The 17,179-nt window shown below is 43.1% G+C and carries 18 protein-coding genes and 1 pseudogene; 7 read left to right on the plus strand and 12 right to left on the minus strand.

The annotated features are described in order from the left end of the window. Positions 1-36: 36 nt before the first annotated feature. Both FZC78_RS21715 and FZC78_RS21720 read right to left on the minus strand, forming a co-directional pair. On the minus strand, positions 37-519 hold the full coding sequence (locus FZC78_RS21715; RefSeq protein ID WP_148942168.1) for an NUDIX hydrolase: 483 nt from the start codon (positions 517-519) through the stop codon (positions 37-39). A 267-nt stretch (positions 520-786) separates the two neighbouring features. Beyond that, complete coding sequence (locus FZC78_RS21720) at positions 787-2,004, minus strand: NAD(P)/FAD-dependent oxidoreductase (protein ID WP_148942169.1); 1,218 nt, start codon at positions 2,002-2,004, stop codon at positions 787-789. A 409-nt stretch (positions 2,005-2,413) separates the two neighbouring features. Between FZC78_RS21720 and FZC78_RS21725 the strand changes: the two genes are divergently transcribed. Continuing rightward, the gene (locus FZC78_RS21725; protein WP_148942170.1) at positions 2,414-3,409 is read left to right on the plus strand and encodes an NAD(P)/FAD-dependent oxidoreductase; all 996 of its coding nucleotides are present in this window, start codon (positions 2,414-2,416) and stop codon (positions 3,407-3,409) included. Between the two features lie 349 nt (positions 3,410-3,758). Next, complete coding sequence (locus FZC78_RS21735) at positions 3,759-4,400, plus strand: SDR family oxidoreductase (RefSeq protein WP_148942171.1); 642 nt, start codon at positions 3,759-3,761, stop codon at positions 4,398-4,400. A gap of 688 nt (positions 4,401-5,088) precedes the next feature. Here FZC78_RS21735 and FZC78_RS21740 read toward each other — a convergent pair. After that, positions 5,089-5,451 carry a HesB/IscA family protein gene (locus FZC78_RS21740; RefSeq protein WP_148942172.1) on the minus strand — a complete coding sequence of 121 codons (363 nt, stop codon included), beginning with the start codon at positions 5,449-5,451 and terminating at the stop codon, positions 5,089-5,091. A 198-nt stretch (positions 5,452-5,649) separates the two neighbouring features. On the opposite strand from FZC78_RS21740, the gene FZC78_RS21745 reads away from it, so the two are divergent. Beyond that, complete coding sequence (locus FZC78_RS21745; RefSeq protein ID WP_148942173.1) at positions 5,650-6,342, plus strand: DUF2225 domain-containing protein; 693 nt, start codon at positions 5,650-5,652, stop codon at positions 6,340-6,342. 39 nt (positions 6,343-6,381) lie between these two features. Here the strand turns inward: FZC78_RS21745 and FZC78_RS21750 are convergent, their stop codons facing one another. Both FZC78_RS21750 and FZC78_RS21755 read right to left on the minus strand, forming a co-directional pair. Further along, a complete protein-coding gene (locus FZC78_RS21750) occupies positions 6,382-6,771 on the minus strand; it encodes a VOC family protein (protein WP_187445053.1) in 390 nt (129 codons plus the stop codon). A 697-nt stretch (positions 6,772-7,468) separates the two neighbouring features. Next, entirely contained in the window at positions 7,469-7,705 is a 237-nt protein-coding gene (locus tag FZC78_RS21755) for a YuzB family protein (protein WP_148942175.1), read from the minus strand. A 371-nt stretch (positions 7,706-8,076) separates the two neighbouring features. On the opposite strand from FZC78_RS21755, the gene FZC78_RS21760 reads away from it, so the two are divergent. Further along, a complete protein-coding gene (locus tag FZC78_RS21760; protein WP_148942176.1) occupies positions 8,077-9,144 on the plus strand; it encodes an NAD(P)/FAD-dependent oxidoreductase in 1,068 nt (355 codons plus the stop codon). A gap of 704 nt (positions 9,145-9,848) precedes the next feature. Here the strand turns inward: FZC78_RS21760 and FZC78_RS21765 are convergent. Together FZC78_RS21765 and FZC78_RS21770 are read right to left on the minus strand one after the other, a co-directional pair. Further along, positions 9,849-10,229, minus strand: a complete 381-nt coding sequence (locus FZC78_RS21765; RefSeq protein ID WP_148942177.1) for an ester cyclase — start codon at positions 10,227-10,229, stop codon at positions 9,849-9,851. 342 nt (positions 10,230-10,571) lie between these two features. Continuing rightward, positions 10,572-10,898 (minus strand): YuzD family protein, encoded by a 327-nt coding sequence (locus FZC78_RS21770; protein ID WP_148942178.1) that lies wholly within the window; start codon positions 10,896-10,898, stop codon positions 10,572-10,574. Positions 10,899-11,163: 265 nt separating this feature from the next. On the opposite strand from FZC78_RS21770, the gene FZC78_RS21775 reads away from it, so the two are divergent. Further along, on the plus strand, positions 11,164-11,400 hold the full coding sequence (locus FZC78_RS21775) for a NifU family protein (RefSeq protein WP_113926752.1): 237 nt from the start codon (positions 11,164-11,166) through the stop codon (positions 11,398-11,400). Between the two features lie 45 nt (positions 11,401-11,445). On the opposite strand, the gene FZC78_RS21780 is transcribed toward FZC78_RS21775, so the two are convergent. Both FZC78_RS21780 and yutH read right to left on the minus strand, forming a co-directional pair. Continuing rightward, entirely contained in the window at positions 11,446-12,414 is a 969-nt protein-coding gene (locus FZC78_RS21780; protein ID WP_148942179.1) for a 2-hydroxyacid dehydrogenase, read from the minus strand. A 68-nt stretch (positions 12,415-12,482) separates the two neighbouring features. Further along, complete coding sequence (yutH, locus tag FZC78_RS21785) at positions 12,483-13,484, minus strand: spore coat putative kinase YutH (protein ID WP_148942180.1); 1,002 nt, start codon at positions 13,482-13,484, stop codon at positions 12,483-12,485. A 263-nt stretch (positions 13,485-13,747) separates the two neighbouring features. Between yutH and FZC78_RS21790 the strand changes: the two genes are divergently transcribed. Next, entirely contained in the window at positions 13,748-14,248 is a 501-nt protein-coding gene (locus FZC78_RS21790) for a phosphatidylglycerophosphatase A family protein (protein ID WP_148942181.1), read from the plus strand. 625 nt (positions 14,249-14,873) lie between these two features. On the opposite strand, the gene FZC78_RS21795 is transcribed toward FZC78_RS21790, so the two are convergent. Both FZC78_RS21795 and FZC78_RS21800 read right to left on the minus strand, forming a co-directional pair. Next, complete coding sequence (locus tag FZC78_RS21795; RefSeq protein WP_148942182.1) at positions 14,874-15,638, minus strand: TIGR01457 family HAD-type hydrolase; 765 nt, start codon at positions 15,636-15,638, stop codon at positions 14,874-14,876. Between the two features lie 302 nt (positions 15,639-15,940). Then, positions 15,941-16,378, minus strand: coding sequence for a DUF86 domain-containing protein (locus tag FZC78_RS21800; protein ID WP_148942183.1), 438 nt, complete (start codon positions 16,376-16,378; stop codon positions 15,941-15,943). A 212-nt stretch (positions 16,379-16,590) separates the two neighbouring features. Here FZC78_RS21800 and FZC78_RS21805 point away from each other — a divergent pair, with 212 nt between their 5' ends. Further along, on the plus strand, positions 16,591-16,905 hold the full coding sequence (locus FZC78_RS21805; protein ID WP_148942184.1) for a cytosolic protein: 315 nt from the start codon (positions 16,591-16,593) through the stop codon (positions 16,903-16,905). Between the two features lie 74 nt (positions 16,906-16,979). Here the strand turns inward: FZC78_RS21805 and FZC78_RS24060 are convergent. After that, a pseudogene (locus FZC78_RS24060) lies at positions 16,980-17,179 on the minus strand (group II intron reverse transcriptase/maturase); the annotation flags it as partial.

Consider the following 17,179-nt stretch of genomic DNA (forward strand, 5'->3'; position numbering starts at 1 on the left):
GCGAATTATCTAACTATTTCTTTAAATTTCAGAAAATTAAAAAAATAAATTGTAGCTGGTATAACCGAATTGTTCTCCAGGGTCAATCGGATCCAACCCGGACTTTAACAAGCTGAAATTATATTTAATCATCTCATGAATCATGACAGAAGTTTCCTCACACTGAAGAAGCTCTTCTTTTGTCTTCCATGCGACTTCAGAGATTTCTCCTTCACACGGGGCCGGCATTTGAGCGGAATCCTTTTGCTTCAAAAGAAACAGCACCATGTTGTCGCTGATTTTATCCTTAATCACTCCGGACCGGATTCCTATGATTCCCTCAACCGAGGTATCAAGCCCCGTTTCTTCTTTTACCTCACGCTGTGCTGCCTCATCAAGAGTTTCACCCTCATCCACAAAACCTGCAGGCAGGGACCACATCCCCTTCAGTCCGCCGTATCTTTTCTTGACCACCAGCCAACGGCCGTCTTCATCAATAAGCAAGCCTGCTGCCGCAAGCCAGACGTTTCCTCGCTTCACCTGATTCTCCTCCTATCCTATAGTGCTGTATCACCAATTTATAGTTTAGCTCAAGCACCATGGGTTTTTTCCTGTGATCACCTTACTTCAGCTACTTCGCTACCCCCATAGCAGGCTGTTTTGCAATTAATCCCCTTGCAGTTGCCACATCATTTTTGCCAGCGAAGATTCTTGTTCCGCCCTCTTGACCTAGTAAGGTTGAATCCAGCCTAAATCTTTCTATAAAAAAAGCAGAACGAAATGAATCGCTCTGCTTGTGCTTATTACTTAAAAGAACTTGAACTTACCTTTTTTCATAACAAGGCCTGCTCCGCCTACCATGTAAAGCGCACGGTTATCGACCATTTTCTTCATGAATGAAGCTTTAGTACCCATCAATTTCTTCCCGAATACAAGACCGATGGCATCGTCTTCACCCAGAGAACAAACAGTTCCCTTGATGTCCGGCTTGAATTGCTCAAGAGCATCATTGCCTTTGATCAATGCAGTGATATTGCGCGCACAAGTTTCACCCTGCTGCATCGCAATTTGAGCAGTCGGCGGGTATGGACGGTCAACTTCTTCGTTGATCATCAATGAACAGTCACCAATGACGAAGATGTTGTCGTGGCCCGGAGCTCGCAAATCTTTACCGACTTTAACGCGGGCTCTCATGTTTTCAATACCGGCTTTCTCGATAACAGGGTTTCCGCGGACTCCCGCCGCCCAAACGATCGTCCCAGCTTGGATTTCTTCCACTTCATCTTCACCTTTTGAGATGATGACAGAGTTTGCCGTAGCTTCTTTAAGCGGAGTACCGATGCGGAATTCCACACCTTTTTTCTCCAGCTTGGCACGTGCATACTTAACAAGTTCCGGATCGAAACCTGGAAGGATCATTGGTGCAGCTTCCACACATACGATTCTGACTTTCTTGAAGTCTACATCGTATTCTTTACAAAGCTCAGGGATACGGTTTCCTAGTTCTCCAAGGAATTCGATTCCTGTAAAGCCGGCACCGCCGACAACGATAGTCAAGCGCTCGTCTTTTTTGTCTTCTTCATTTCTATAAGTAGCAAATTGATACTCGATGTGTTCACGAAGCTGGCGTGCAGAATTGATATTGGCAATCATGAAAGCATGCTCATGAAGGCCTGTAATTCCGAATGTTTCCGATACAGCACCAAGAGCGACAACTAAGTAGTCGTACTCTACTTCGCCTTCAGCCGTGATGACTTTCTTCGCATCTGTCTGGATATCTTCCACCGTCGTCTGCATGAAATTCACTTTGTGGCTGTCAATAACGTCTTTGATATCATAACGAACTTTATCATGATGCAATGTTCCTGCGGAGGCCTCGTGCAGCCATGTTGTTTCATAATGGTAATCGTTCTTGTTGATCAGAACGATTTCCGCTTGATCTTTACTGAATTGTTTTTGCAGTCGAGTCACTGTCATCAAACCGCCATAACCGGCACCTAATACAACTATTCTTGGCTTTCTCAACTAAATCACATCCACCTTTTTCTTAGAATTTACGATGAATAATAAGATTAGCATCCACCGCAGGCAAGATTTTTATTTGAAAAATAGTAAATAAATAAAGAAAATAAATAAGTATGTGACATATTTCACGATTAGGAATAGAAAAAGAGTGAAAAATGTCATAAAATCTTAACATTATGCCCTACTCTACATATTATTCTTTTTACCTTTTATTTTCAAGATATAACCTTAAAGAATAAAACTTAAGAAAATTTAGAATATAAAGCCTGCTGGTTCCTGAAACCCGCCTCATCATGGAAGCGCACTCAATATAACTGATTATTCTAAATCTTAATACATATTTTGTGAAGAAGTGAGCTCATGTGGTAGAATAGATATTATATTGCAAAACAAACAGGAGGGAATTCATTTGAAAGAGGATCAAAAAGTATATGATATTACCATTATCGGTGGAGGTCCAACCGGACTGTTCACTGCTTTTTATGGCGGCATGAGGAAAGCGAGCGTCAAGATCATCGAGAGCCTGCCGCAGCTTGGTGGACAATTGTCTACCCTATATCCTGAAAAATACATCTATGATGTCGCAGGCTTCCCTAAAGTAAAAGCCCAGGATCTTGTCAATAACCTCAAGGAGCAAATGGCACAGTTCGAATCAACTGTCTGCCTTGAGCAAGCTGTTGAAAATGTCGAAAAACAGGCAGATGGTGTCTTCAAATTAACGACTGATAAAGAAGTCCACTATTCCAAGACGATCATCATCACTGCAGGAAACGGTGCGTTCCAGCCTAGAAGACTTGATTTAGAAGGCGCTTCTACATATGAAGGAAAAAATCTTCATTATTTCATAGATGACATGCAATATTTCGCAGGAAAGAAAGTCGTCATCTGCGGGGGCGGAGATTCTGCAGTCGATTGGGCATTGATGCTTGAGCCTATCGCTGAAAAGGTTACGCTTGTTCACCGCAGGGATAAATTCCGTGCCCATGAACACAGTGTAGATGAATTAAACAAATCATCTGTTGAAATCAAAACACCATTTGTCCCGACAGAAGTGATCGGCGACAATGAAAAAGTGAACCAGTTAGTATTGGAAGAAGTCCGCGGCGATGCTAAAGAAGCACTCGACCTGGATGAATTGATCGTGAACTTCGGTTTTGTCTCTTCTCTTGGACCGATCAAGGATTGGGGCTTAAACATCGAAAAGAACTCCATTGTCGTGAACTCTAAAATGGAGACGAACATCCCTGGAATCTACGCAGCAGGCGATGTTTCCACTTATGATGGAAAAGTCAAGCTGATTGCCAGCGGCTTCGGTGAGGCACCGACTGCTGTCAACAATGCGAAAGCGTACATGGATCCAGACGCACGCGTGCAGCCGCTTCACAGTACATCTTTATTCAATTAATTTCAAAAGCGGAAGCGCCTTGATCAGCCCCGGCAGGCAAATGTTCCAAAGAGAAAAAAAGGCGGTCTTCCCTTGTATTCTCCAGGGGTTATTTGACCCCGAGGGGCTAGGCGCTGGAGCTGGATTCAGAAACGCTCCCTAATTTTCAATTCTAAAGTTTTATATTTTTTTACTTTAAAAAGCTGGTACCTGAAGACATTCGTCTACGGTATCAGCTTTTTTATATGGCTCTGAGAATAAAACAGCCTCATGGAGTGACTCTATATAGGGTATACAGGCAAGCGTTTATTAACCACTGATCGGGGTAGACCCATTAATAAGAATACTTTTAAATAAGAGGATGATTCTCATGAATGTATTAGTTATCGGAGCAAACGGAAAAACCGGGAAATTGGTTATTTCTTCATTGGTCAATAGCAGCCAGCATTTTGCCAAGGCGATGATCCGAAAAGCCGGGCAGATTGATGCAATGGAAGAACTCGGTGCTAAACCGCTTGTAGGAGATCTGGAAGAAGACTTTTCCTATGTGTTCGATGGAGTGAACGCCGTTATTTTCGCAGCAGGATCCGGCAGTTCGACCGGGCCTGATAAAACAACAGCCGTTGACGAAGAGGGAGCAATCAAAGCAATCGATTTTGCAAAGGAAAAAGGGCTGGACCGCTTCATTATGCTGAGCTCTATGGGAGCCGACACCCCTTCGATCGCCCCAGATGCTATGGGGCATTACTTAAAAGCAAAAGGCCGTGCAGACCAGCACTTGCTTGAAAGCGGACTGAATTACACCATTGTCCGGCCAGGAGCTCTTGTTGACGGGGAGAAAACAGGAAAAATCATTGCTTCCCCATCCATTCCAGATAAAAGCGGAAGCATTACCCGAGAGGATGTGGCTGAAGTGCTGACCGCATGCCTGAACGAAACAGAAACCTACCATAAAACGTTCGAGATCCTCAATGGAGACACCCCTATCGATGAAGCATTGAAAAGAGTATAAAAAGAAGCCCCTTCCGAGAAAACATTCTGCTGGGAAGAGGGCACTGAAAATAAAGAAAATTTAGTATCAAATTCTCTTTAGTAAAGAAAGAGTCAACTATACTTCCTTAAATCGGAAGAAGGGTTGACTTTTTTCTTTGAATCCATTGAATGGGTTGCTCCTTTTATCTCATTAGCTTTAGGTCTTTTAATGATTATTGGAACATTCGCCAGCCGGGCCGGGATAGATACCGATTCAAGGATCTGGAACAGTGACCAGCGATACTGACCAGCCAGTTTCAGCACCTTGGCTAGTAATATAGAGGGAAAAATTCCCCTTATTTACTAAGAAAGCTTATAAAAAAGCTTAAATAGCGGGAGAAATTCCCCTTATTTGACTTCAAACCTAGAAAATAGGTTCAATTTCTGCAAATAAGGGGAAAAATTCCCTCTATTTACTCCTATATTAGCTTAGAAGTCGCAATTAGCGGGAAAATCTCCCCTTATTTTTACCGCTGAATACGTAATTAAGAAAATGAGCAGCCGCTTTCGCTATAAATCCCAGTGGAGCCGTTCAACTTAAACGGAAACCAACAATACTCACGAGAAAAGGCAGAATCGTTCTTAGAAATGAACGATTCTGCCTTTTAGATTTTTATCGGGCTTTTTCAGTGCCCACGCTTGGAAGGGGCTTTTTTATGATGAAGTTATTAACAATTCTCCGGCGTACCCGTATTCGTCGCAGTCCTGAACGACGACCCGCATCCGCAGTTCGCAATCGCATTAGGATTATCGATCGTGAAGCCGCCGCCCATCATGGATTGTTTGTAATCGATCTTGGTTCCATTCAGGATAGGAGCGTCCTGTTTATTTACGACAACCTTAATGCCTTCGATTTCAAGCTGGATGTCACCTTCGGCTGCTTCATGTTCAAATCCCATTCCGTATGAAAGTCCGCTGCAGCCGCCGCCTTTAATCGATACACGAATGAATGCACCTTCCTCTTCATTCTGTTTCATCATATCCTTGATCTGCAGAGCTGCCGCTTCTGTGATAACTACCACATCTGACATGTAAATCACCTCCGTCAAAAAATTTAGAAAATCTATCTTCTCACTATAGTTTATGACTATTATGTTTTCAGTATATACTTTTTCGCCCTTATCCTCAACCAATCTGCAAAATGGGCAGTTTAGAACTTAATAGTTCTTTATACCTTATTTATGAGTTATAATATAAGTACAATGAACTATACAGGTGGAGGGTGAACGATGACTGAAATTACACCTTTTTATCAAAAAAATATAGAGTGCCTCTCTTGCAAGAACTCATTTCGGACCACAAAAATCCGGTCCCGTTTCATCAAACTGCGCTGTCACGAGACTGACTTTCGCCCTGTATATCAAGATGAGAAAATCAATCCCCTCTTATATAATGTGAATGTATGCCCGGCGTGCGGCTTTTCATTTACGGATGATTTCAACAGGTATATTGTTCCCGCAGTAAGAACCGAAATCCAGGAAAAACTTTCGGCCCACTGGACGGAACAGGATTTTTGCGGAAGCCGGTCAACCCTGGAGGCCATCAACACTTACAAGCTCGCGATTCTGTCAGGCACGCTAAAAAGAGAAAAGAGCGTAACAATGGCCGGGCTTTACCTGAGGACCGCCTGGCTGTACCGATCTATTGAAAATGAAGAACAAGAAAACAGATTCATGACGCTTGCCATGAACACCTATATCACAACCTATACCAATGAAGATTTTGCAGGCATGGGAATGTCAGAGACCAAAATTCTATATCTGATAGCTGAACTGCAATTAAGACTGCAGAACTATCGCGAGGCTGCCTCTTACTTTTCCAAGGTACTCTCCAAACAAAAAAACTCCCTTGAACCAAGGATTGTTGAAATGGCCAGAGACCGCTGGCAGGAGATGAGAGAAGACTATAGAAAAGCGACATAAAGACAAGGGGAGCCGGGTTTTCAGGCTCCTCTTCCTCAATCAATCATAAATTCCCGGGCAAAAAGCTTCCAGCATGTTTCCATCGGAGTCATAGAATTTAAAGTGGCCTTTATGAGAAGGACTCTCTTCCACCTCTACATCATTCTTTTTCAATTCATTATAGAGATCCCCGCAGTGTTCCTTTGAAATCCCCAGTACCGGGTGGGTCGTATTTCTTCCAGTCTCAGCATCCTTACTTTCAATCAAGCATAGTACAGGAATCCCGCTCTTCCCCTCATCATAGGAAGGTGAGTCACCGAAAGCCAAAATCACTGTCGTCCCGTAATCAGCCGCAATAGTGAAGCCCAGAATATCCTGATACCATTTTGATGCCTGATTGATATCCTTTACATATAAATTTGTTTGCAGCAGTCCTGTAAAATACGCCATGATTATAATCTCCTTTACTAACAATTTTTCGTCTAACATTAAAAAGCTTAAGCACACCTTTTAGCCCCGATAGGAAGAAGTTGCAACAAGAAAAAAGGTGTTATTTCCTTTTATTTACCCTGAGGGTTCGTCTGGGTAAGGACCTTCAGGGGAAATCTGGATTCAGAAACGTTCCTAATTACCATATTGATTTTACTTATCTTTTTAAAAGTCTTTTTTAGTGAAAAATGTTGTTATTTACTTCTATTTTCTTAACTCATAGGTAACAAGCTTTCTAATCCATTTTAAATTAATAATAGCGCTCTTTCTTTCAGCAGCATTGATTGTAGTGGAAGACGTTCGACCTCCTGCGGGATTAGCGGGCAGGTGAGACCCGCAGGCGAATCTAGCTCCAGCGGCCAGCGACTAGCAGATTTCGGTCTCTCTCCTTGCGATAAGTCATCATCGAATCGCTGTCGCTCTTCGTGATTCCTTTATCTCATACGAGAGCCCTAAAATCTGTACGTCGCTGAACGGCCGCTTCCGCTTTTTATGAAGCCGAGGAGGCTCACCGCCCGCCCCGCGGAGTCGGGCGTCTGGAACGAAGATCAATACCTTTGTATTAACTACAGCAATCTTTAACAAAAACCTATAAAAAAACAGGCAGAAAAAGACTTGCTCTTTCTGCCTGCTCATTGTTGCGTAATTGATTTATGCGTTAAAACATCGGGTTTTCTTCTAAGTATTGATAAATATTCTCCACAAGCTCATCCGGGCTGTCTCCCGTTACCACATCACCGTTGACAAGCGCAAAGAAGGCTGAAGCGCACTTTCCGCAGTATCCCAAACAGCCATATTCGACCACATCCAGATTAGGGTCCCTTTCAAGAGCTTCCAGTGCCTTTTGTGCCCCGCTTGCAAGATTGCTAATGCAAAACTCAATGATTGGTTTCACTTTCTTCACCTCGCTAATGCTACAAGATTATGCTACCTTTTTTCCTGTACAACGTCAATGAATACTCTTGAGCCAATGCTGGCTTTTTATAGATATCCATTAGGGGGTCAAGGGCCCAAAACAGCTCTTTTATGTGAATAATTTGTCATAATTCTGTTGTGAAAAATCTATTATTTCGATATACTTTTTAGTGATTACGTTTTGTTATATAGAGAAAAAGAAGAATATATGTCTATTATTGAAAGTGCTTACTTAACCTGTCCCTCATTTCGATAGCTTTGCATCTCCCCGCATTTAGAAACAGCCGGGCTTTTCTGCATAGTGTGACGAAAATGAGTTTCAACATTAATGCTAAAAGGGGAAATTATTTTATGAAAAATTTAGTCCTGCTCGGAGGCGGCTACGGAAATATGCGGGTGCTTCTTCGCCTGCTTCCTAACCAGCTTCCCGATGATGTTTCGATCACCCTTATCGACCGGGTGCCTTATCACTGTTTAAAAACTGAATACTACGCCCTTGCTGCGGGAACGATATCCGACCAGCATGTTCGAGTGGACTTCCCGGAACACTCCCGGCTGACTGTTAAATATGGTGACGTCACCAAAATTGATGCAGCGAACAAGCTGGTTCATTTGGATGGCGAAGAAGCGGTCACCTATGACGATTTAATCATCGGCCTCGGCTGTGAAGACAAGTACCATGGTGTACCCGGCGCGGATGAATTCACTTACAGCATTCAATCCATCGAAAAATCCCGCAAAACATATGAGGCACTTTGCAATCTTCCTGCAGGGTCTGTGGTCGGCATCGTGGGAGCAGGCTTGAGTGGAATTGAATTGGCCAGTGAACTTCGTGAAAGCCGTTCCGATCTGGACATCAAACTTTTCGACCGTGGATCGAGAATCCTGGGCAGCTTCCCTGAAAGGCTAAGCTCCTATGTCCACAAATGGTTCGAGGAAAATAACGTGGACATTGTTAATAATTCCAGCATCACCAAGGTGGAACCGAATACCCTCTTCAACCATGAAGACAGCATCCACTGTGATGCCATCGTTTGGACAGCCGGCATACAGCCTAATAAAATTGTCCGTGAAATGGAAGTGGAGAAAGATAAGCAAGGCAGAGTCGTGCTGACGAAATATCATAATATCCCTGAAAATGAACATGTCTATGTCGTCGGAGACTGCGCAAGCCTTTCACAGGCACCAAGTGCACAGCTTGCTGAAGGTCAAGCGGAACAAATCGTTACGGTCCTCCTAAAACGCTGGAAAGGCGAGGAGCTTCCGGAAGAACTTCCGCGCATCAAACTGAAGGGCATCCTAGGATCTCTTGGCAAGAAGCACGGTTTCGGACTGGTGAACGAACGCTCCATTACCGGACGAGTAGCAAGGCTGCTAAAGTCAGGTGTGCTTTGGATGTATAAATACCATAATGGATGATTGACTGAAATCGAAAACCCAACGGCTTGGGCGGAGGGGACTGAAGATCTACCGAATTTTATAGTCTACTTGCTTTAACCTAAGATAAAGTCAACTATTTTTCCTTAAAGAGGAAGAATAGTTGACTTTTTTCTTGCTCTCTATCCTGCATCAGCTTTAGAATCTTTTGGTATTTTTTATTTGCCTGCCACCGCTGGAAAGATAGATGGGTGCTAGCTTAAGGCAGTGGCCGGTGGTGCTTAACTAACTATGTAGTTCAGTGTTTTGGATAGTAAATAGAGGAAAGAAATTCCCTTATTTCTTACAAAACTCTAAGAAAAGCTAAAATAGGAGAATAAATTACCCTTAATTAGCTTAATACGCTAGAAAAATTGCGCTTTTATCATATAAAGGAAAAAAGTTCCTCTATTTCCCCCATAATAAGCTTGAAATTGCAGATAAGGGAAAAAAGCTCCCTTATCCACGGCTGAGTACTCAATTGAGGGAATGACTGGACAATTTCTCTCTAAAGCCTATTACAATATTCACCCCACCAAGCGGCGTGGGCCTCCTCCATACAAAACCAGCACTCTTTCAGAAACTTTTATGAAAAAGGCAGAATCGCTCTTAGAGTGAGCGATTCTGCCTTTAAACTAATTATTGGACTTTTCAGTGTTCTCGCTTGGGCGCTGTTGGTTTTTTGAAGAGCTGCTATTCAAAATTCACTAAAAAACTTTATGGGTGTTTTTTCGCAAAGCTCCCAGCTCAAATAGAATAGCTGCATCACTGTTTTCACACCAAAGTTCCCTTACCTTGTCACCTTTAAAATAAAAAATCATCATGCCTGTTTCTTTTACCCGCTGATTTTCTGAAGGAATGTCAAACCATCCACCCTTATAGGTCATCTCCCCAGTATACCGGACTGCCAGTTTCTGCTCCTGCTCTATAAGATCATTCATTTCCCACGTATCCTCTTGAAAAACTGAGCGATACCACTTCATGAATTCTTTCATCTTTTCTTTTGAGTTCTCGCCGTTTCGAGAATGATAAACAAAATCCTCTGTTGTAAGTTCATCCAGGATTTCTAAGTTTCCCTTAGTAATCATTAAACCATTTTTCAGCCACTTGGCGTTTTGCAGAACTTATCATATCTATTCCCCCTGCATCAGAGTGCGTATACCGAATACTTACTTGCTGTCCGTTTCATCCTCGTCGATATTCTTGCCCCACTCAAATCCTGCCTTACCCATATAATAAAGAACCGCTGCGGAAGTTAAAATACCTAATAATGTTAAGGTAAGTCCCACTATGTCCCTCCTCCGGATAACTTTATCCTTATTTTAACATATTGATTTAATTGGACTTCGATATCCTGCAAAAAAACGCACTGAGAGCTTATCAGTGCGTCCTGCTAGTCATATTCAGTTTTCGTCTATAGAGAATCACTATCACCCAGCTTGATATCCGAATTTCTCAAGCTCGGCAAATACCATTTTCAGTTTCGGATTTCCTTCACCGACCACCTTACCCGAGATCAAAACCACCGGGTAAAACATATCTTCGTCGATGACGCGGGAAGCAAATTCCTGCAGTTCCTCGTCTTCTGGAGGATTGAATATATCAACATACTTAATTGTAAATGATTGCTCTGGAAATTTCCTTGAGATAGCGGCATCCAGCCACTCATAGGTTTCCTTGGATGTCGGCAGGTTGACACAGCTTGCACAGACTTTCTCAGCTCCGTAGACGATGATTTCCGCTTCTTTTCTTTCCATCACTACACCCCTTTATCTTCCTAACTCTTATTTTACAGAACTTTCCCGTTAATCGTAAATCAAAAGTTTTTTGATATTATTTATCGAGCGCAGGAGGAAAATGGTAAAAGATAAGTCAGCTTTCTATCCTTTAAAGAGGGTAAACACGATAACCGCTTACAAAAAAAACTCCAAGGCAAAATTTAACACATGAAATCGGTTCAACAGATAGATTTTTTCCGCATATATTATTATAATAGAGAGTAAGGAAAGGAGTCGATTTTACATGACACAACAAGAATTAGTACCTCAAGTACAAGAGGTGTTAGATAAATTGCGTCCCTTCTTGCTTCGTGATGGCGGGGATTGTGAATTGGTCGATGTCGAGGATGGCATTGTAAAGCTTCGTCTTCTTGGTGCTTGCGGAAGCTGCCCGAGCTCAACCATTACTTTGAAAGCTGGTATTGAGCGCGCGCTATTGGAAGAGGTTCCAGGGATCGTTGAAGTAGAACAAGTCTTTTAATTTAACAAGGATGACCTGCTTCCGCAGGTCATCCTTTTATTTTTTTCAATCTTTATTCACTAGTGTATTCGGAATGTGCCCTTCAAGAACTGCTCTGATGTTGCTGACACAGAGCTCCATCATTTCCATTCTTGTTTCTACTGAGGAGCTTCCGATGTGAGGCAGTGCGAAGACATTTTTTAACGATAGTAATGGATGATGCTCATCAATCGGCTCTTTTTCAAAAACATCCAGCCCTGCTCCGGCGATGTCACCGTTCACAAGCGCATCGTATAATGCATCCTCATTCACGATCGGCCCCCTGGCAGCATTGACAAAGACTGCCGATGATTTCATTCTTTGGAATTGCTCTTTCTGCAGAAGACCTTTTGTTTCAGGTGTCAACGGTGCGAGGCAGACAACAAAATCCGATTGGGTCAGCAGTTCATCAAGATCCGCATATTTTGCTCCGAGTGTCTCTTCTGCTTCGGGTTTTCTGGAGCGGTTGTGATACAGGATGTCCATATCAAAGCCTTTTGCTCTCTTGGCAAAGGCTTCCCCTATGCTCCCCATTCCAATGATCCCTACCGTTTTATGATGGATATCCATTCCCGCCATCAAAAGCGGTGACCAGCTTTTCCACTTTCCTTCCCTGACATACCGGTCTGCCTCAATCAAACGTCTGGCCGCTGCCATCATCAGGCCAAACGTCAGATCGGCCGTTGTATCTGTCAGCACATCCGGCGTGTTACAGACCGACGCACCTTTTTCATTTGCTGCTGCCAGATCGATATTATCATATCCTACAGCAAGGTTCGCCACGACCTTCAAATTGGGTGACTGTTCAAAAAGCTCCTTATCAATGGTATCGGACAGCATAGATAAAATCCCGGAAGCTTTTTGTGCTTTCTCAAGCAAGATGTCACGCGGTACAGAACTATTTTCATCCTCCCACATCTCGACTTCATATTGATCCAGAAGAGGCCGCAAAACTTCCTCAGGCAGCTTTCGTGTTATATAGATATACGGCTTCATGCTTTCAACCCCTGTTATCTTTTTTCTATATTTTAGCAATATAGAGGAGTGTTGGAAAGCAAGTCGTTTCAGCTGAGCCAGGTCACTGCCGGAATACCGTAGGACTTAACGGGAACCTCGCCAACCTGATAAAAACTGCCAAGAAACCGCTCGTATTGACGGGTTGAATTCAAATATCCCTGCAGTTTGTCTTCCAGCTGGAAGTGCTGCCCTTCAGAATTAGAGAGATAGTAGTTCTCAATGGTTTCGAAGTAGTGGAGCGGAAACAAGAGCCTTGCATATACCAGCCTCCATGAGAAAGAAGACAGAGGAGCCACAGACTGATATTCACGGAAAAATTGCTGGATGTCAGGCTGGTGGGTAGTTTGTCTTTTAAAATACCGTTCGCGGACACTTTCCGCAATATCCCTTCCACAATGATCGAATACCCAGTCAAAGGGATTGCGTATGCTGAGCTCCCTTCCCCATACTCCCTCTAAGAAACGCTCATGGCAGACAGTTCCTGAATCTGTGTAGACAGGATTATCATCCATTTCAGTATCTACCAAATATTGCACGGCATTTTCAGCGAGTCCCAGGTAATACGGACAGCTGTCGATGAACATCCTCTCAAATTCATCTCCCGGACGATTTTCTATGACTAATTGAAAGGCCTTCTCCATCTGCTCAATCCGTTTTTCCCATAGAGATTTCCACTGGCCGATGCGGCTGATATGGCTGACCTTTTCTTCAATCGCAAGCCCTCTCTGATGAAACTTCGCCAGCTTCCTTCCAAGCCTGTCACCCGGATCACCGCTGTGGTATTCATTCTTCAGGACCGTGAAATCCTGTTCGTTTTCCGAAACCAGAAACCTGCCCTCCGTTGTGGGTACAAACGAAGAAACATACCGGTCGCCATATTTTTTCATATGTTCCGTTATTTTATATAGCTCCAACAGGGTGTCCTGTTCCATCTTCGTCACATTCACAATAGTATATATTGACCCATCCGCCATATATCTCTGGTCTCTTCCGTCCTTAAATGACCTTTCCGGCTGAAGTCCATAATGCTTCGTTAATAGATCCTCCATCGATTTCTCCCCCCAAAATTTCCGTTTATCCTAAGTATATGTAACAGAAAGGATCATTCATGATGAGAAAATCCTTGGAGATCAATATATGCTGGACGCTTCTAAAACTGCAGCACCTGTCATATGACTATAAGTACACCCTGAATTTCCTGCGATTTTGCAGATTCATCACTATCCTGACAAAATAAGGGCAATAATAACGGAATGACAGCCTCTTGAGTGGATAAGGTTCAAAGAATAAATTTCAGAAAAAGGTGACGTAGATGAAGGATAAAGAGTCCAAAGAATTATCGGAAGAAACGGCACGCAGATGGCTGCATGAACGCGGTGTCGAAATAGATGATATCGCTGAACTTGTCCTGTTCCTGCAAAAAAAGTACCATCCAAATCTGGGGATTCAAGAATGCCGGGATAATATTGAACGGGTATTATCCAAAAGGGAAGTCCAAAACGCTATCCTTACAGGGATTCAATTAGACAGACTTGCCGAAAGAGGAATGCTTGAAGAGCCTTTACAATCCATCATTGAAGTCGACGAAAGCCTGTATGGCGTCGATGAAATTCTTGCCTTCTCCATAGTGAATGTTTACGGGTCGATCGGCTTTACCAATTACGGCTACATCGATAAGCAAAAACCGGGTATCCTGGAAAAATTAAATGACAAGTCATCAGACAAATGCCACACATTCCTTGATGACATCGTCGGCGCTATCGCTGCTGCCGCCTCTTCCAGGCTTGCGCACCGGTATGAAGAAGCTGAATAACTTTATTTTCATGTGAAGGCTCTCCGCCTTCTTTTTTATTTTTGAAATTAGGTTTGTTGTATTGATGTTAGAAATCTTTTAGAGTACTTTTGGTAGAGATATCCTTTTTGTTCGGGTTTCTATGGCCATTTTGGGTGATACCTCAGCCGGATGGATTTTCGGCCGCTCCTCGAGGGACACCTGGACCTCGTTTTTAGAGCTTTGGTGTCCTTCAACCTCTCCTCGAGGGACACCTGGACCTCGTTTTCTGAGCTTTGGTGTCCTTCACACCCTCCTCGAGGGACACCTACTCTTCGATTTTTAGACTTTGGTGTCCTTCACACCCTCCTCGAGAGACACCTACTCTTCGATTTTTGGACTTTGGTGTCCTTCACACGCTCATCGAGAGACACCTACTCTTCAATTTTTGGACTTTGGTGTCCTTCACACGCTCATCGAGGGTACACCTGGACTACGATCTGGGCTTTGCTGTCCTTGATTTACTTTTCTGTGAAACACCCATAATCTTATTTGGTAATCCGCACGTCAAACATCCCCTTGCTTCTAATCTCTGCCTTCAAATGACAGTCTCCAATTCCAGGCCATCAAAAAAAGGAAGGCTCTCCGCCTTCCTTCAAAACAATAATCAAACTTCCCATTCATCAAGGGAATTGATGGTGTACGTCGGTTGTACTTCTTTTTCACTCAGAATCTCTCTTGTGGTGACGCCTGTATGAACGAGCAGCGTATCCAGGCCGGCATTGATCCCTGCCAGAATGTCGGTATCATAGTTGTCCCCGACCATCAGCGTATTCTCTTTCGGTACCCCCAATACTTCCTGCGCTTGTTCCATGATAATGGACTCCGGTTTACCGATGAAGATTGGCTGTGTTTGCGTGGAAACGGTGATGACCGATGTCAATGATCCATTGCCTGGCAGCAAACCTCTTTCTGTCGGAATCGCGATATCTCCATTTGTGGAAATGAACGTAGCGCCGTTCCGTACACCCAGGCATGCCAGTGCGAGCTTTTCATAATTGATGGAACGGTCAATTCCGACTACGACGAAATCCGGATTATCCTCTACAATACGGTGGCCGTTTTCTTCCAGTGCAGAACGGATGCCTTCTTCTCCGATAACATAAGCCGTGGCTCCCTGCTTTTTCTCTGAGATGAATTTCGCTGTAGCCATTGATGTTGTAAATACTTGATGTGGTTGGGCAGGTATATCAAAATCCCTTAATTTTTCTGCAACCTTCTCAGGGGTTGCCGATGAATTATTGGTAACAAATAGATAAGGCAGCCCTTTTTGAATCAGGCGGTTCACAAAATCTCCCGCTTCTTCAATTTTTTCTTTTCCTCTGTACATCGTTCCGTCGAGATCGATTAAGTATCCTTGATAGTTCTTCATAATTACCTCCAGCATGGCTCCCTTTGAAAGACTGTTTTCGAATATATTGTTGCTTTCGGAAAAATCCTAAGAGCCGGATTTTTCCCCGAATACTAAGAATTTTAACTCTAAACGGTGAAGAGCAGCTCTTTTCTTTTCGGTGTTACCAGATTTCATATCCGTAATAGAATTATTTTTTCGAAATCAGATCAACTAGCAACAAAGTTTACGAAAAGAGCCAATTGAAAAGAGCATCATTTATGTTTAGTTATGTTAGTTTCCACTGCATTTTTAGGTCTTGGCTGAGCTCCGGGCTTTATACCTCAGTTTCTAAAAGCAGAAACAGGACCCAGTTCATTGATCAAATACTCTCTTACGCGTCCAGGGAAAGATTGCAGTGAATCCATATGGTTTGAAAAAGTCTTTTCAACATTTTCATGGTCAATTTGAGTGTATTCCTGCACGATCATTTTGCGATAGAGGATAACTTCTTTCAGGCCTGATTCCATTTCTTTAGTGATGACTTTTTCATCGAGAAGAATATCAATAATATCTTCGTAGCTGCCCGGGTCTCTCATAATGAATCCATCGATCATCGCATTGCCTGTATCAAGGATGGATTCGATCAATGTGTGTGAAATACGTTCCAGCGCAAGCTTTTCAAGGGGAGATTTCCATTGAGACTGAGCCCGTAATAACTCCAGCTGACTCTCCATATATAACAGAATTTCTTCAATTTTTTCACGGTCAACAAAATACATTCTGCAGCACCTCGCCTAGTAATGACAAGACCTCCCGCAATCACCATTGCTTTTTACTTTTCTGCAGATAAAAAGCAACCCTTATACGATGACAGTCTTTGTCTAGTTTTCAACTTATAGTGTAACATATTCCTGCAAAATTCTTCTTCATAATCCTACCAGCATGATATAGCCGCACATCCATATACTATAAAATATCGGAGGTGGCTGAAATGTTTTTTAACAAGGAAAAACGCACCCTTGATAAAGAAGAAAAAGTGTACTCGGATTTTTCCAACGTGGAGACCATGCGGAACTTCCTGGTGCCTGAACAAACTCCTGAAGGGCCATATGGTGCCCCGAGGGGAAAATATACACCGGTTGAAAATAAATCAACTCCATGGAAGGAAGGACAGCGTTATTACAGTGCCTTCAACTATGAGTTTAAGTCCCTGCATCAGGACATCCCGAGGCAGGATCCCGGTTCCCATCCGGTCCATGCCGATCCTGACCGCAATGAAGAGCCCCCTTATACAGAAAATAAATAATCGAGTAGGAGGGGGTGACTAACCCCCGACCTCTCACACCACCGTACGTACCGTTCGGTATACGGCGGTTTCAATTAAGTCAAACGCAAAGTTTGATATCTCATAAGCAGACTCTTGAGCCCTTGATTCGACCAGTATTGGTTATCAAGGGCTCTATCTAAGATGGGGCTTTTAGCGATACGCCAATAACCCAACCTAGTATTTGCCCATTCCCAAGCCTTGTTAGTTTGTATTCCTAACTTCGTTAGGTTTCTATGTTTTGTTTTAACTTTCT

This window comes from Rossellomorea vietnamensis, from assembly GCF_008180415.1.
GTDB classification, from domain to species: Bacteria; Bacillota; Bacilli; order Bacillales; family Bacillaceae_B; genus Rossellomorea; species Rossellomorea vietnamensis_C.

Coding starts and splice junctions, on each gene's coding strand:
- FZC78_RS21735 (WP_148942171.1), top strand. CDS start 3,759: ATGAATGTATTAGTTATCGGAGCAAACGGAAAAACCGGGAAATTGGTT.
- FZC78_RS21740 (WP_148942172.1), bottom strand. CDS start 5,451: ATGTCAGATGTGGTAGTTATCACAGAAGCGGCAGCTCTGCAGATCAAG.
- FZC78_RS21745 (WP_148942173.1), top strand. CDS start 5,650: ATGACTGAAATTACACCTTTTTATCAAAAAAATATAGAGTGCCTCTCT.
- FZC78_RS21750 (WP_187445053.1), bottom strand. CDS start 6,771: ATGGCGTATTTTACAGGACTGCTGCAAACAAATTTATATGTAAAGGAT.
- FZC78_RS21760 (WP_148942176.1), top strand. CDS start 8,077: ATGAAAAATTTAGTCCTGCTCGGAGGCGGCTACGGAAATATGCGGGTG.
- FZC78_RS21765 (WP_148942177.1), bottom strand. CDS start 10,229: ATGATTACTAAGGGAAACTTAGAAATCCTGGATGAACTTACAACAGAG.
- FZC78_RS21770 (WP_148942178.1), bottom strand. CDS start 10,898: ATGGAAAGAAAAGAAGCGGAAATCATCGTCTACGGAGCTGAGAAAGTC.
- FZC78_RS21775 (WP_113926752.1), top strand. CDS start 11,164: ATGACACAACAAGAATTAGTACCTCAAGTACAAGAGGTGTTAGATAAA.
- FZC78_RS21780 (WP_148942179.1), bottom strand. CDS start 12,414: ATGAAGCCGTATATCTATATAACACGAAAGCTGCCTGAGGAAGTTTTG.
- yutH (WP_148942180.1), bottom strand. CDS start 13,484: ATGGAGGATCTATTAACGAAGCATTATGGACTTCAGCCGGAAAGGTCA.
- FZC78_RS21790 (WP_148942181.1), top strand. CDS start 13,748: ATGAAGGATAAAGAGTCCAAAGAATTATCGGAAGAAACGGCACGCAGA.
- FZC78_RS21795 (WP_148942182.1), bottom strand. CDS start 15,638: ATGAAGAACTATCAAGGATACTTAATCGATCTCGACGGAACGATGTAC.
- FZC78_RS21800 (WP_148942183.1), bottom strand. CDS start 16,378: ATGTATTTTGTTGACCGTGAAAAAATTGAAGAAATTCTGTTATATATG.
- FZC78_RS21805 (WP_148942184.1), top strand. CDS start 16,591: ATGTTTTTTAACAAGGAAAAACGCACCCTTGATAAAGAAGAAAAAGTG.